General features: G+C 69.2%; 16 protein-coding genes. 10 read left to right on the top strand and 6 right to left on the bottom strand.

Features of this window, described 5'->3' with window-relative positions; all coding sequences use genetic code 11:
• The first annotated feature begins 159 nt into the window (after positions 1-159).
• Both EV653_RS38935 and mmuM read left to right on the top strand, forming a co-directional pair.
• Positions 160-1086 (top strand): FAD-dependent oxidoreductase, encoded by a 927-nt coding sequence (locus EV653_RS38935; protein WP_134111351.1) that lies wholly within the window; start codon positions 160-162, stop codon positions 1084-1086.
• The gene (gene mmuM / locus EV653_RS38930; protein ID WP_134111350.1) at positions 1055-1948 is read left to right on the top strand and encodes a homocysteine S-methyltransferase; all 894 of its coding nucleotides are present in this window, start codon (positions 1055-1057) and stop codon (positions 1946-1948) included. Before EV653_RS38935 ends, mmuM begins: the two co-directional genes overlap by 32 nt.
• Here the strand turns inward: mmuM and EV653_RS38925 are convergent.
• The 5 genes from EV653_RS38925 to EV653_RS38905 are packed head-to-tail and all read right to left on the bottom strand — an operon-like array spanning position 1945 to position 6454.
• A complete protein-coding gene (locus EV653_RS38925; RefSeq protein ID WP_134111349.1) occupies positions 1945-2343 on the bottom strand; it encodes a VOC family protein in 399 nt (132 codons plus the stop codon). The two genes, mmuM and EV653_RS38925, sit on opposite strands and share 4 nt — an antisense overlap.
• A 2-nt stretch (positions 2344-2345) precedes the next feature.
• Positions 2346-3719, bottom strand: a complete 1374-nt coding sequence (pdxR, locus tag EV653_RS38920; protein ID WP_134111348.1) for a MocR-like pyridoxine biosynthesis transcription factor PdxR — start codon at positions 3717-3719, stop codon at positions 2346-2348.
• A 28-nt stretch (positions 3720-3747) separates the two neighbouring features.
• Complete coding sequence (locus tag EV653_RS38915) at positions 3748-4551, bottom strand: ABC transporter permease (protein WP_134111347.1); 804 nt, start codon at positions 4549-4551, stop codon at positions 3748-3750.
• Positions 4548-5447 (bottom strand): ABC transporter ATP-binding protein, encoded by a 900-nt coding sequence (locus EV653_RS38910; protein WP_134111346.1) that lies wholly within the window; start codon positions 5445-5447, stop codon positions 4548-4550. Before EV653_RS38910 ends, EV653_RS38915 begins: the two co-directional genes overlap by 4 nt.
• Positions 5444-6454 carry an NAD(P)-dependent alcohol dehydrogenase gene (locus EV653_RS38905; RefSeq protein ID WP_238160746.1) on the bottom strand — a complete coding sequence of 337 codons (1011 nt, stop codon included), beginning with the start codon at positions 6452-6454 and terminating at the stop codon, positions 5444-5446. Before EV653_RS38905 ends, EV653_RS38910 begins: the two co-directional genes overlap by 4 nt.
• Positions 6455-6561: 107 nt before the next feature.
• On the opposite strand from EV653_RS38905, the gene EV653_RS38900 reads away from it, so the two are divergent.
• The 4 genes from EV653_RS38900 to EV653_RS38890 all read left to right on the top strand — a co-directional run bounded on the left by EV653_RS38900 (position 6562) and on the right by EV653_RS38890 (position 8785).
• Positions 6562-7242: a TetR/AcrR family transcriptional regulator gene (locus EV653_RS38900; RefSeq protein WP_238160745.1), complete on the top strand. Its 681-nt coding sequence runs from the start codon at positions 6562-6564 to the stop codon at positions 7240-7242.
• Positions 7243-7341: 99 nt separating this feature from the next.
• On the top strand, positions 7342-7503 hold the full coding sequence (locus EV653_RS41455) for a hypothetical protein (protein WP_166679697.1): 162 nt from the start codon (positions 7342-7344) through the stop codon (positions 7501-7503).
• A 93-nt stretch (positions 7504-7596) separates the two neighbouring features.
• Entirely contained in the window at positions 7597-8058 is a 462-nt protein-coding gene (locus EV653_RS38895; RefSeq protein ID WP_134111344.1) for a carboxymuconolactone decarboxylase family protein, read from the top strand.
• A gap of 13 nt (positions 8059-8071) precedes the next feature.
• Positions 8072-8785 (top strand): isocitrate lyase/PEP mutase family protein, encoded by a 714-nt coding sequence (locus EV653_RS38890; protein ID WP_134111343.1) that lies wholly within the window; start codon positions 8072-8074, stop codon positions 8783-8785.
• Between the two features lie 4 nt (positions 8786-8789).
• Here EV653_RS38890 and EV653_RS38885 read toward each other — a convergent pair whose 3' ends face one another.
• Positions 8790-10661: a hypothetical protein gene (locus tag EV653_RS38885; protein WP_238160744.1), complete on the bottom strand. Its 1872-nt coding sequence runs from the start codon at positions 10659-10661 to the stop codon at positions 8790-8792.
• A gap of 80 nt (positions 10662-10741) precedes the next feature.
• Between EV653_RS38885 and EV653_RS38880 the strand changes: the two genes are divergently transcribed.
• The 4 genes from EV653_RS38880 to EV653_RS38865 are packed head-to-tail and all read left to right on the top strand — an operon-like array spanning position 10742 to position 14127.
• Positions 10742-11230: a pyridoxamine 5'-phosphate oxidase family protein gene (locus EV653_RS38880; protein ID WP_134111342.1), complete on the top strand. Its 489-nt coding sequence runs from the start codon at positions 10742-10744 to the stop codon at positions 11228-11230.
• A gap of 48 nt (positions 11231-11278) precedes the next feature.
• On the top strand, positions 11279-12472 hold the full coding sequence (locus tag EV653_RS38875; RefSeq protein WP_238160743.1) for an amidohydrolase: 1194 nt from the start codon (positions 11279-11281) through the stop codon (positions 12470-12472).
• Positions 12469-13755 (top strand): MFS transporter, encoded by a 1287-nt coding sequence (locus EV653_RS38870; protein WP_134111341.1) that lies wholly within the window; start codon positions 12469-12471, stop codon positions 13753-13755. The genes EV653_RS38875 and EV653_RS38870 overlap by 4 nt, the downstream gene beginning before the upstream one ends.
• A 21-nt stretch (positions 13756-13776) precedes the next feature.
• The gene (locus EV653_RS38865; protein WP_134111340.1) at positions 13777-14127 is read left to right on the top strand and encodes a DUF488 domain-containing protein; all 351 of its coding nucleotides are present in this window, start codon (positions 13777-13779) and stop codon (positions 14125-14127) included.
• The last annotated feature ends 7 nt before the right edge of the window (positions 14128-14134 follow it).

Below are 14134 nucleotides of genomic sequence, written 5' to 3'. Positions count from 1 at the left end.
GGTCCCGATCCTGTGCCACTGACCAACTGCGGCGCCACAGATCCCACCACGCTCAACAGCGCGTGTGAGCGGCCGTTCACCGCGGGTTGATCAGTGGTGGAGGTCCGGCTGCGGGCGAGGGCGGTGGCATGATCGCGCCGGCCGGGTGACAATCTGAGGATGCGCGTGATCGTGGTCGGGGCGGGCGTGATCGGGCTGAGCTGTGCCATCCGGCTCGCCGAGGGCGGGTACGACGTGGCGGTGTTCGCCCGGGACCTGCCGTTGGAGACGACGTCGTCCGTGGCGGCCGCGATCTGGTACCCGTACCTGTCGGCGCCGGAGGACCGGGTGGCGGGCTGGTCCCGGACGTCGTACGAGGAGTTCGCGAAGCTGGCGGAGATCGAGCCGTCGGTGCAGCTGCGGCACGGGCGCGAGTTCCTGACTGGCCGTACGCCGGATCCGCGGTGGGCCGACGTACTGCCTGATCTGACCCGGGTGGGATCGCCGCCGGAGGGGTTCGTGGACGGGTGGTCGTTCACGGCGCCCGTGCTCGACATGCCGGCGTACCTGCCGGCGTTGGTGAAGCGACTCGAGCAGGCGGGCGGGACGCTGACGCGGGCGGCGCTGTCGGCGTTGCCGACCGGGGCCGACCTGGTCGTGAACTGCACCGGGCTCGGTGCGCGACTGACTGCGGGCGATCCGACGGTGACGCCGGTCCGGGGTCAGGTGATGACGGTCGAGCCGTGCGGGCTGACCGAGTGGCTGCTTGCGGATCGGTCGCCGACCGAGCTGACGTACGTCGTACCGCGTGAGCACGACGTGGTCGTTGGTGGGACCAGTCAGCCGGGCGACTGGAATCTGGCGGTGGATCCTTCGACCAGCGCAGCGATTCTGGAGCGGGCCGCGGAGCTCGTTCCTCAGCTCCGCAAGGCGAAGATCATCCGGCAGCGCGTCGGTCTGCGTCCTGCTCGGCCGACGATCCGGTGCGAGCTCGTGCGTACGCGGACCGGTGAGCCGGTGATCCACTGCTACGGACACGGCGGATCCGGCGTGACGCTGTCGTGGGGTTGCGCGGATGAGGTCTTCGAACTTGTCCAAGGCCTCTGACCGGTTGGTCATCCTGGACGGCGGTTTGTCGAATGCTCTCGAGGACCGCGGGCACGACCTGTCCGACGCACTGTGGTCCGCGCGGCTGCTGAGGGACGATCCGGCGGAGATCGCGGCGGTCCATCGCGCATACTACGAAGCCGGGGCGATGGTCGCGACGACGGCGAGTTACCAGGCGAGCGTGATCGGCTTCGAACGGGCCGGCGTCGAGCGCGCCGAGGCGGAGCGGCTGATCGCGAGCAGTGTGCGGATCGCGCGGGAGGTGCGTGACGAGTTCCCGGGCGGACTGGTCGCCGCGTCGGTGGGTCCGTACGGCGCGATGCTGGCGGACGGCTCGGAGTACCGCGGCCGGTACGGCGTGCCGGCGACCGTCCTTCGCGACTTTCACGGGCCGCGGCTGGAGTTGCTGATCGCTGCCGGCCCGGACCTGCTGGCCATCGAAACCATCCCGGACACCGACGAGGCCGAGGTGCTGGCGGGGCTGCTGGGTGAGCTGGACTTCCCGGCTTGGTTCTCCTACTCGATCGACGGCCCTCACACCCGCGCCGGTCAACCTCTGACCGACGCCTTCGCGCTCGCCGCGATCGACCAGGTGGTTGCCGTAGGCATCAACTGCTGCCGGCCTGTCGACGTACTGCCCGCCGTCGAAACCGCAGTAGCCGTCACCGGCAAACCCGCGATCGCCTACCCCAACCGCGGCGAATCCTGGAACGCCGCCGCCAGAAGCTGGGTCGGCAACGGCACCGGCCCGGCACCCTTCGCCCGCGCCTGGGCAACAGCCGGCGCGACCCACATCGGCGGCTGCTGCCGGGTAGGCCCGGCGGAGATCCGCACCCTGGCCGATGCCCTCGACCGAGGCTAGTCGGTGTGGCCCGGCCGGTTCTCGGCGTACACGATGAGCCGATTGCCGTCCGGATCGGCGAGGTGGAAGACACTGACGGTGCCGATGTCCTCAACCGGGCCGACCTCCTTCGCATGCTCACTCGCGAACGCGTGGGCGGCGTGGATGTCGCCTGCCTGCAGCATCAGCAGCGGCCCACCCGGCTGGAACGTCCCCCGCACCTGCGAGTGACCGTCAAGCGTCAGCCCGGTCGGGCCGGACATCGGGACGTCGTAGATGAGTCCTTCGTGACTCGTCGCTGACTGCGGCACGCCGAGAAGCGTGCTGTACCAGGTGATCGCGCGCTGCATGTCGGTGACGTGCACGAACACCGCGCCGATCCGGTTCTGGATCGGTGACGTGGAATCGGCGGACATGGTCACACTCCTAGCACCTGGCAGAGGAGGTCCAGGGCGCCGGGGTAGGCGTGGTCGGGTGGGGTGCCGTAGCCGACTATGACTGCTTGGCGGGTGGCGGGGGTTGGGTTGAAGTGGTAGGTGGAGAGGCTGGCCAGGCCTAGGCCCTGGCGGGCGGCTCGGGCGACGATGTCTTCGGCGTCGGCGGGGACGTCCAGGAGGACGTGCAGGCCGGCGGAGATGCCGGCTACCTGGACGTTGGGGGCGCGGACGGCCAGGAGTTCTACCAGGCGGTCGCGGCGGCGGCGGTAGTGCAGGCGGGAGCGGCGTACGTGGCGGTCATAGTGGCCGGAGGCAATGAACTCGGCGAGGATCAGCTGCTCGAGCGTTCCGGTCTGGTAGTCCGCGGTGCGCTTCGCGGCGACGACCGGCTCGATCAGGCGCTGCGGCAGCACCATCCACGCCAGTCGCAGACCCGGCGCGAGGCTCTTGCTCGCCGTCCCGGTGTAGACGACCCGCTCCGGATCGAGCGCCTGCAACGCCCCCACCGACTGCCGGTCGTACCGGAACTCACCGTCGTAGTCGTCCTCGATCAGCACCGCGCCGGTCTCCCGCGCCCACTCGACAGCCGCGGTACGACGCTCCGGGGCGAGCGGCACGCCCGTCGGCATCTGGTGCGCCGGGGTGAGCAGGACGCCCTGCCCGGCGAGCTGTGACGTCTGCGCACCGAGCTCGTCCACCGGCACAGCCACCGCGGACAGCCCGCGCGCCCGGATGACGTCCCGATGCAGCCCGTACCCGAATTCCTCGACCGCGATCGTCGTACCGCCGAGGTTCTTGATCGCCTCGCCCAGCAGACTCACCGCCTGCACGTACCCCGAGCAGATCAGGATCCGCTCGGGATCCGCCCGTACGCCGCGCGCACGGGCGAGGTAGTCCGCGAGCACCCGCCGCAGCTCGAGCCGGCCGCGCGGATCGCCCAGCCCGAACGACTCGTTCGGCGCCAGGGTCAGGGCCTTCCGCGCCGCCGCCAGCCATTCCGTCCGCGGGAACGTCGCAAGATCCGGCGCCCCGGGCCTCAGGTCGTACCGGTACGACCGCTCCTCGGGCAGCGCCACAGCCGGCATCGACGGCACGGCGGCCCGATTGGCAACCACCGTCCCCGATCCCTGACGCGCAGTCAGCCACCCTTCGGCCACCAGCTGCCCGTACGCGTCCGCGACCGTGTTCCGCGCGATCCCGAGATCCTTCGCCAGCGACCGCGACGACGGCAACCGAGTCCCGGCGGGCAGCCGCCCCGTCCGGATCGACTCGTGCAAGGCCCGCACGAGCTCATTGCGCCCCCGCGCCGCGGCGAGGTCCAGGTGCAGGTCGGCCCCCGCCTCGGAATCCTCCATGGAACCGGACTTTATCCCGCCGGCTGTGTTACTTGACCTCGGCTCGCATCACCATCCGGAGCCCGGCGAGTAGCGGTACGACCAGCCAGACGACCCCGGTCACGCCGATCTGGGCCCATTGCTCGCCGGTCAGGGACTTGTCGAAGACGAACAGACCGCTCTGCGCGAACTGGATGTCCACCCACGGTTGCAGGCCGCGGAACCAGTGGGAGCCGGTGGCCAGCAGGCTGAAGATCGTCGGCAGCAGGAAGGTGAGGACGAAGTACGTCACCACCGCCCCGATCGACGCCCGGATCAGGACGCCGAGCATGAAGCCGACCAGCAGGCTCAGCACCATGCCGAGGACGTAGTACAGGCACTGGGTGATCGTGACGTCCCAGACCAGCGGGGCGCCGGTGACGGCAGCGCCCACCAAGTTGCCGAGGGCACCGACCGCGAAGGTCAGCGCCATCGCCGCGATCGCGATGACGACCGACGAGATCGCCTTGGCGGTGATGATCCGGCCCCGGTGCGGGATCAGCGTGAACGTGGTCAGACCGGTGCGCTGGCTCCATTCGCTGGTGACGGCCAGGATCGCGACCAGCGGCAGGATGATCACCACCGGGAAGCGGATCGCGGTCGCGAAGGTCGAGTACGTGAGCTGGTCGTCCGCGGCGAACAGGATGACGCCGGCGGCAGCCAGTACGGCGGTGATCGCGATGCTGGCGATCAACCAGAAGCCGGACCGGGTGTCGAACATCTTGCGGAGCTCGACCGCGATGATCCGGCTCAGTGGAACGGGACGGACGACGGCCCGGTGCGGCCGGACTCCTTCTGCTGCGACGGCGGTCATGCCCGGGCTCCTTCGCGCTGGGTCGTGGAGGTGAGCTCGAGGAACATTTCCTCCAGGCCGGCGCCCTCGGCGGCCCGCAGCTCGGTCAACGCGACACCCGACTCGAGCGCCACTGTCCCGACGAGTGCGGCGTCCGCGTCGGTCCGCAGCGCGCCGTCACCGGTCGCGTTCGCAGTGAGTCCCCAGTCCGTCAAAGCCTGCTCGAGGCGGGCCAGGTCGACGGCGCGAACGATGGTGCCGGCCGCGTGCAGCAGTTCGGTCTTGGCGCCGTGCGAGACGATCCGGCCGTGGCCGATCATGACGATGTCGTCGGCGATGACCTCGATCTCGTGAAGCAGGTGCGAGGACAGCAACACGGTTCCGCCGCGGTCGGCGTACCCGCGGAGCAGGTCACGCATCCAACGGATGCCGGCCGGATCGAGCCCGTTCGCCGGCTCGTCGAGGATCAGCACGTCCGGGTCGCCGATCAGGGCGGTCGCGATGCCGAGCCGTTGGCGCATGCCGAGCGAGTACTCCCCCACCCGCCGGGTAGCTTCGTCCGGGGTCAGGCTGACCGCGGTCAGCATCTCCTCGACGCGTGTGCGCGGCAGGCCCATCAGGCGCTGCGCCAGGGTCAGGATCTCGCGGCCGGTGCGACCGGCGTGCTGTGCGGACGCGTCGAGCAGTACGCCGACTTCGCGGCCCGGGTTCGGCAGGTCCGCGAACTTCCGCCCGGCGATCGTCGCCGTTCCGGACGTGGCCCGGGTGAGGCCGACCATGATCCGCATCGTGGTCGATTTGCCGGCGCCGTTCGGGCCGAGGAATCCGGTCACCCGGCCCGCGGCGGCGGTGAAGCTGACGTCGTCGACCGCGAGTGTGCCGCCGTACCGCTTCGAGAGTCCGTCGACGGTGATCATGCGGACATGCCGGTGATCGCGAGCTTGCCGCGGACCTTGCCGGTGGTCAGGTGGTGCATGGCGTCCGGGACCTGGTCGAGGCGATAGGTGCGGTCGAGGCTCGGGGTGATCTTGCCGGCCTCGATGAGGGCGGTGAGGCGTACGAGTTCGCTGCCGCGCACCTTGCCGACGAAGAAGGTCAGCCGTTGCCGTACGAACAGCGACAGAGCCAGCGCGCGGAACTGCCGGTTCATCCCGCCGCTCGGACCGCGGCCGTCCTCGCCACCGGTGATGACGACCGTGCCGGTTGGCGTCAGCGCGCGCCGCAGCCTCGAGAGCGTGGGGTTGCCGGCGATGTCGATGATCAGGTCGTAGCGGTCGCCGGTCGCGGCGAAGTCGTCGCGGGTGTAGTCGAGGACATGGTCGGCGCCCAGCGCACGGACGAGGTCGAGCTTGGAGGTGCCGGCCACGCCGGTGACTTCTGCTCCGAAGGCCTTGGCCAACTGTACGGCGAAGCTGCCGACGCCACCCGAGGCGCCGATGACGAGGACGTGCTGCCCGGCCTCGATCCGCCCGGTGGTCAACGCGTCCAGGGCGGTCGACGCCGAGGTCGGGACCACCGCGGCCTCCTCGAAGGCGAGGTTGGCCGGCTTGTGGGCGAGCTTGTCCTCCTGGGCGACGGCGTACTCGGCGAACGAACCGGGCGCCTCGCCGTACACCTCGTCGCCGACGGCGAACCTGGTGACCCCGGACCCGACGGCCTCGACCGTGCCGGCGACATCTCGTCCGGCTACGGGGTTGCGCGGGCCGCGGAATCCGAAGGCGAGCCTGAGCAGGTACGGCGTACCCGTCATCAGGTGCCAGGTCCCGCGGTCGAGGCCGGCGGCGTGCACGCGGACGAGTACCTCGGTCGCTACCGGTTCGGGGCGGGCGATCTGCCTGAGCTGCAGGACGTCGGCATCGCCGTACCTGTCCTGCACGATCGCTCGCATGGTGGTCGTGGTGGTGGTCGTGGTCGTCCGGGCCATGGTGTTCCCCCTGGTGTGCTGGATGTCGGAGCCCCCAGCGCCGATGGCCTTTCGTACTAAGTACGATGACAGTATCGTACTTTGTACGAAACTGCTATGGTCCGGGGGTGGAGAAGTCTGCTGGTAGCTCGCAGGGTCGCCGGCGGCTGACCCGGGAGCGGGTGCTGACGGCCGCCGTCGGGGTGGCCGACGCGGGCGGGATCGGAGCTCTCACGATCCGCTCGCTGGCCCAGGAGCTCGGGGCGAAACCGATGTCGGTCTACTACCACGTCGCCAACAAGGACGCGATCCTCGACGGCATCGTCGATGTGGTCTTCAGCGAGATCGAACTGCCGTCGCCCGGCGGCGACTGGCGCTCGGAGCTGCGCCGGCGCGCCGCGTCGGCCCGGCAGGTGCTGCGGCGGCATCGCTGGGCGATCGGGCTGATGGAATCGCGGACCACCCCGGGCCCGGCGACGCTGCGCCATCACGACGCGGTGATCGCGACGCTCCGGGCGGCCGGCTTCTCGCTGGAGATGACGGCCCATGCCTATGCCCTGATCGACAGTTACACCTACGGATTCGCACTCCAGGAAGCCGGGCTCCCCTTCGAAGGGCCCGACACCGTGGCGCCGGTCGCGGACTCGATCATGGAGCAGTTCGCCGCGGGTGACTATCCGCATCTCGTCGAGATGGCCACCGGCTACTACTTCAAGACCAGCTACGACTTCGCCGACGAATTCGACTTCGGCCTCAACCTGATCCTCAACGGCCTGAGCAACTCGCTTCACCCAGGTAACGACAGCTAGCGCTTTCCGGTGCGAACCGGCGTACTCTGGCGGTAGCTCCGGAACGACGACATCCCACCTCGTGGTGAAGCCAAACCGGCCCTCCCGTGAGGGAACGTCATGTCCGATCCTCAGAGCACGCCCGAGAACCCTGCCCCCGTCACGCCGCCGCCGTCGCCTGTCGACGAGTTGATGAAGCCGCTGACGAAACGGGCGCCGCGTACGCCGTTCCGCAGCACCTGGACGCAGCTGCGCAATCTCGTCCGGCGCGACAAGGCCTGAACCACGCCGTTCTGGCCGTCGACTGGATTGGCCCAGGGATTGTCCGCGGAAGTGGACCACGTACCTGGGCCGATCCCGTCATAACGTGGAGGCATGAGTTCAACGACGCGGCGAGTGAAGCTCGCCAATCTTGCGCCCGACTTCTACCAGGCCCTGATCGAGGTGGACAAGGTGTCCGCCACCGGGCTGGACCCGAAGCTGGCGCACCTGGTCCGGATCCGGGCCTCGCAGATCAACGGCTGCGCCTACTGCACCGACATGCACTCGCTGGACCTGATGGAGTTCGGCCCCGACCAGCAGCAGCGGATCGCGCTGCTCCCGGTCTGGCGCGAGGCGCAGAAGTTCTACACCGAGCAGGAGAAGGCGGCGCTCCAGCTGACCGAGGCGATCACGCTGATCAGTGTCGACCACGTGCCGGACGACGTGTACGAGATCGCGGCCGCGGCCTTCGACGAGAAGGACCTGGCCCGGCTGATCGCGCTGATCATCACGATCAACATGTGGACCCGGGTCGGCGTGACCGGGAAGATGGAGCCCGGCCACTACAAGCCGTGAGGTCGCACCCCTGATGACGCAGACTGCAGAGTTGTTCAGAGCACTGCACCACGGCGGCACTCCCCTCATCCTTCCGAACGCGTGGGATCCGGTGATCGCCCGACTGATCGCCGAGGCCGGCTTCCCCGCTGTTGCCACCAGCAGCGGGGCGGTCGCCCGCGTCCTCGGGTACGACGACGGGCAGCTGACGCCGCCGGCGACCATGTTCGACGCGGTCGCCAAGATCGTCCGTGCGGTCGACGTACCGGTCACGGCGGACATGGAGGCCGGGTACGGCCTGCCGGCGAAGGAGTTCGCGGAGCGGCTGCTCGAGACAGGGGCGGTCGGTTGCAACCTGGAGGACTCGCTCGACGGCGGGCTTGTCGATGTGGCGAAGCAGGCCGACTACTTGGCCGAAGTACGCGCCGCCGCGGGAGCCGAGCTGGTGATCAACGCGCGGGTGGACACGTTCGTCCGGCCCGTCGACGATCCGGTCGCCGAGGCAGTACGCCGGGGGCGCGAGTACCGCCGCGCCGGAGTCGACTGCGTCTACCCGATCCTCGCGCCGGTGGACCAGCTGGCCGAGGTGGTCGAGGGCGTGGGCGGACCGATCAACGCGCACGCTTCGCCGGGTGGACCGACGCCGGCGGAGCTTGCGGCGGTCGGTGCGACCCGGATCTCATACGGCACGAGCTTGCACGCGTACCTGATGACCAAGTTGCAGGAACTCCTGCCGACGTTGGGCTAAGCGCTCAGCGGCTGAGCAGGCGCAGGGCGTAGACGAGGGCCCAGTCCTGGTCGTTGGCGAGGGGGTCGGCGATGTGCGCGGGCTGGCCGTTGACACAGCTCGGGTAGACGAACGCGCAGGTCGCCGATCCGTCCGCGCTGAAGCTGACCAGGTTCGCGCGAAGGATCGCGCCTTCGGCGGCGTCGAGCCACGCGGCCTGCTCAGGCGTCACGAGTTCGCGCGGCCAGGCGGCGTACACGACTGCGCTCAGCGCCGACCAGTAGTGCGGGAATACGTCGCCCCACAACCGCAGCCGGCCGAACCAGTAGCCGTCCCAGTGCCGGATCGGAACATGCCGCAGCCGTACGTCGGGCTGGTCGGCGGCGAACGCGGTCAGCCAGGGCAGGCGGCGGGTCAGCTCGGCGCCGTCGATCTCGTCCGGCGCGATGTGGTATGCCGAAACGAGGAGTTCGAGGAGCGGGGCAACCATCGATTGCTCGTAGTTGACCTCATGCGGCGGCAGCTCGTCGCCGTACCCGATGAAGGTTTTGGCATGCCGGATCAGGTGCTCGCGGAGACCGAGCTCGCTGAGCAACGGGCCGAGGTCGAACGCCAGGAAATGGTCGCCGCCGAGTTCGTAGTACCGGTTGAGGATGCGGGTCGCGCCGGCGCGATCGCCCTGGCCGAGGAGGAAGCGCGCGAACCACGGGAAGTTGTACAGGCGTACGGCGCTCTGGTGGACGCTGTCGTCCTGGATCGTGCCGGCGTCATCGAGCAGATACTCGCGGACGAACTGCTCGTAGCCGTTGAGCGCCTCGTCCAACTCGGCGCGATCGCCCCAACCGCGGTCGCGGACCTCCTGCAGGAGAAGGGCCATCCCGACTCGTTCGCGCGCGTCCGACCAGTCTCGCCAGGCGCTCGACAGGACGGTCAGGCCGCTGTCGTTGTCGTACGGCACGAAGGCGTACTTGCGATTGCCTTCCAGTTCCGGGCGGCGCTGGTGGTCGAGGATGAAGCGGACGCGGCGTTCAGCGATCTGCTGGAGCGGTTCGTGGAAGAGGACGGCGATCCGGGACCTGCCGTCGGTTGATTCGACGTACGTCAGGCCGGGCTCGGTAGCGGTGATCTCGCGGCCGTCGTGGAGCCGGATCGACTCGGTGACCTCGGTTGCCAGGCGGTCGGCTCCGATGAGTGGTTGACGATCCGCGTGGAAGGCGGGCAGATCGGTATACCAACCGAGCTGCCAGGTCCACCGGTACGAGGCGCCGGGCTCGAGCGTGATGGCCGGCTGGCCTCCCATCGCGTGGGGTGCGCGGGCGCGGTCGGTGACGTGGAGGTAGATGTGCCCGCGGATGTTGCTGCTGGTGCCCGGCTCGCGGGACTCGACGGAGTACGCCCAGAGCTCGCCTTCCTTCAGCTGCAGACCGAGCCCAGGTCCGCTGCCGTCCATCGGCACCGCCCAGGCCCACGCGTCCGCGCCGCCGGTCCAGACATGCGCGTGCACAGCGCCGGTGAGGCTCTCGCGGCTGGACGTGTAGACGTCGCGGTACGGCGTACTGATCGCGACGGAGCCGATCTCGATGGACTCGGTGCTCGTGTTCCGGAGCTCGTACGTCTCGGTCCAGTGCTCGCCGAACCGGCGGCCGACCCGGAGCTCCAGCTCACCGAACCGGTACATCAGGTCGATGCCGCTGCTCCGCCACCGGGTGAACGCGGGGCTGTCGAAACGGTATGCCGCGCGGTCGGTGATCACGAATCCCTTGCCCCAGGCATGCAGGCTGTCGTGCACCACTCCCTCGTCCAGCAGCACCGCACGGCCGTCCGGGTGCACGATCTGCGCCACTGCACCGTCGTCGAACAGCTGGACACGTCCGGGACCGAAGTCAAAACTCTCCACGATTCGCCAACCTATCGATGTCGAGAAGCCCGGGGCGGCTCCGTCCCCCTGATGAGAACCCACTCAGATCGGAGACCGAGATGAACCAGCAGCAGATCGCCGAGATCCTCGCCAAGCCGTACGCCCAGCAGCTCCTCAACGGCCCCGAGCCGGCGCGCTTCGCGTACGACGGCCTGGACGGCGACCCGCGCGTCATCCCGATCGGCTTCTGGGTCGAGGGCGAGCAGATCCTGGTCGCCACCGTGCCGAAGTCCGCCAAGGTCGCCGCGCTCCGCAAGAACCCGAAGGTCGCGCTGACCATCGACACCGGCGCGTTCCCGCCCAAGGTCCTGCTGATCCGCGGCACCGCCTCGGTGGAGCTGGTGCAGGGCGTCCCCGAGGGCTACCTGACCGCCGGCCACAAGGTGATGACCGACGAGCAGTACCCGGACTGGGCCGCCGGCGTCCAGAGCCTGTACGACGAGATGGCCGTCATCACGATCACGCCGACCTGGGCCAAGCTACTCGACTTCGAGACCACGATCCCGAAGGCCGTCGAGGACCTGATCAAGGAGAAGAGCGCCGGCTGATCACGGCCCGTGCGGCACCCTGTCGGTGCGGTACGGCATGCTGAGGTGGTGGTGACCTCCTTTCTGCTGGCTGACGTGCGTCCGTGGGGCGGTGAGCCGGTCGATGTCGTGATCGCCGATGGTGTGATCACTGACATCGCCCCGACGGGAGAGCGGGCGTCGGCGGATCCGCAGCAGATCGACGGGCGCGGCATGCTGGCGCTTCCGGGCTTCGTCAACGCGCACGCACACGTCGACAAGAGCTGGTGGGGCCAGCCGTGGGTCTCGTACGGCGGCGAGCCGACAACCCAGGGCCGGATCGCCCACGAGCGTGCCGAGCGCGACAAGTACGGGATCCCGAGCGTCGCGGGCGCGACCGCAGTACTGCGTGAGTTCTTGCGGCACGGCACGACCGCCACCCGGACGCATGTCGACGTCGATCTCGGCGTCGGGCTGCAAGGAATCGCGAACGTGCGCGAGGCCGTCGAAGCGCTCGGCGGCGCGGTCGAGGTGGAGATCGTCGCTTTCCCCCAGGACGGCGTACTGCGGCGTCCCGGCGTCCTCGACCTGCTCGACAAGGCTGCTGCCGAGGGCGCAACCAACATCGGCGGTCTGGACCCGGCGTCGATCGACCGTGATCCGGTCGGCCAGCTCGACGCGTTGTTCGAGATCGCGGTGCGGCGGGAGGTCGGGATCGACATCCATCTGCACGACCGCGGCGACCTCGGTGCGTTCCAGTACGAGCTGATCATCGAGCGCACCCGGCAGGCCGGCCTCGGCGGCAAGGTCAACGTCTCCCACGGCTTCGCCCTCGGCGAGCTGGCCCCGGCACGACGGGCCGAAATGGTCAACCAACTCGGCGAGGCCGGGATCTCGTGGACGACGGTCGCGCCGATCAACTCGGCGCCGCTGCCCTGGCGCGAGATGCGTACGGCGGACGTCGCGATCGGCCTGGGCACCGACGGCATCCGCGACCTGTGGTCGCCGTACGGCGATGGCGATCTGTTCCAGGTTGCTCGCCAGTTCGCACGGCTGCACGGGCTGCGCGCCGACGAGGACCTCACGTACGCGATCGAGCTGGCGACGACGCACGGCGCGTCGTTCGTGCATCGCGAGAACTACGGCCTCACGCCGGGAGCACGCGCAGACGTCGTCCTGCTGGACGCCGAGAACGTGCCGGATGTGCTCGTGCGTGCGCCGCGTCGTGAGCTGGTCGTCGCCGGCGGGCGGGTCGTCGTACGCGACGGCGAACTCCAGGTGTGAGTACCAACTCTGTCGTCGAGCGGACGCTCGGCTCGCTGCGCGGCAACCGGGCGTTCCGGCTGTTCTGGTTGTCGAATCTGTTCTTCTTCGGCGGCGTCTGGACGCAGACGCTGGTGCTGGGCTGGCTCGCGTACGAGACCACGCACTCCGACTTTCTCGTCGCGGTGTTCGGGGCGGTGCGGTTGGCTCCCTTGCTGCTCGGGCCGTTCGCGGGTGCGTTCGCGGATCGGCACAACCGGGTCCGGCTGCTGATCATCGCGGCCTCGTGGGCGCTCGTCGCGGTCGGTGTTGTGGCCACGCTTGCGTCGCTCGGACGTGCGACGTACTGGGTGCTGGTGCTCGGTGGGTTCGCGATCGGGCTCGCGCAGTCACCGTCGCAGCCGGCGCGTGCCTCGCTCGTGCTCGACCTGGTCGGCCGTCAGAACCTCAGCAACGCCAACGCGCTCAACTCGATGGCGCTGAACATGACCCAGGTGATCGGGCCGGCGATCGGCGGGCTGATGATCACCGGACTCGGTGCGCCGACCGCGCTGTGGGTCTCGACATTCTGGTATGCCATTTCTCTCGTCACCCTGCTGCCGTTGCGGCAGTACGGGCAAGTGATCGGCGGGCACACCGAATCGGCGGTCCGGATGGTCACGAGCGGCCTGCGCGAGATCGCCCGGAACCGGCTCGCCTCCACCGTTCTTCTCATCACCCTAGCCGCGAACACTCTGCTGTGGCCGGTAGCGCAGTCCTTCATGCCGGTCTTCGCGCAGGAGTCCCTCGGCCTCGATGCTGCCGGCCTCGGCTGGCTGCTGACTTGCGCCGGTGTCGGAGGTCTGGCTGGTTCGCTGGTGATCGCCTGGCTGGGCGACTTCCGTTTCAAGGGCGGCATGTTCGTCGTCGGCACAGCGGTGTGGGGCACGCTCTGGGGGCTGTTCGGTCTGTCCCACAGCGTCGTTGCGTCGTTCGTCCTGATGACCGCGATCGGGGTGATGAGCGCGGCGTTCGGCGTACTGCAGACCACGCTGCTCCTGATGACGACGCCCGAGTCCCTTCACGGCCGCGCGCTGGGCGTCCAGGAGCTTGCCATCGGCATCATGCCCGCGGCGTCCCTGGTCCTCGGCGCCTTCGCCGAGCGCTACGGTGTCGACATCACGACGTTCGTCAGCGCCGTCCTGCTGGTCCTGATGGTCGCCGTCCTCGGCCTCTGGACGCCACGACTCCTCCGCTACGGCGGCGACCACGCCGGCGACCACACCGCCGACGACAGCACCCAACGAACTACCGTGGCTCCTTGAGCTTCCTCTGGAGGAGGGCTGATGGCGGTAAGGGTTCGGCGGGTGTACGACCCGGTGGAGGACGACGGCGGGCAGCGGGTGCTCGTCGATCGACTGTGGCCGCGCGGGCTCAGCCGATCGAAGGCGCGGATCGACGACTGGTGCAAGGACGTTGCCCCGTCCACCGAACTACGCGAGTGGTACGGCCACGACCCGAGCCGGTACGACGAGTTCGCGCGCCGGTACCGCACCGAGCTCGACGATCCGGTCCGTGCTGCCGCCCTCAGCCAGCTGCGCGAGCTCGCCGGGAACGGCACGCTGACGCTGCTGACCGCAACGAAGGACTTCTCGATCAGTCAGGCAGCCGTCCTCGCCGAGCTCCTCGGCTCCTGAGAAGGAG

Origin of the sequence: Kribbella pratensis (assembly GCF_004365355.1) — a bacterium.
Lineage (GTDB): Bacteria > Actinomycetota > Actinomycetes > Propionibacteriales > Kribbellaceae > Kribbella.
This window is presented reverse-complemented; position numbering and strand designations above follow the sequence as displayed.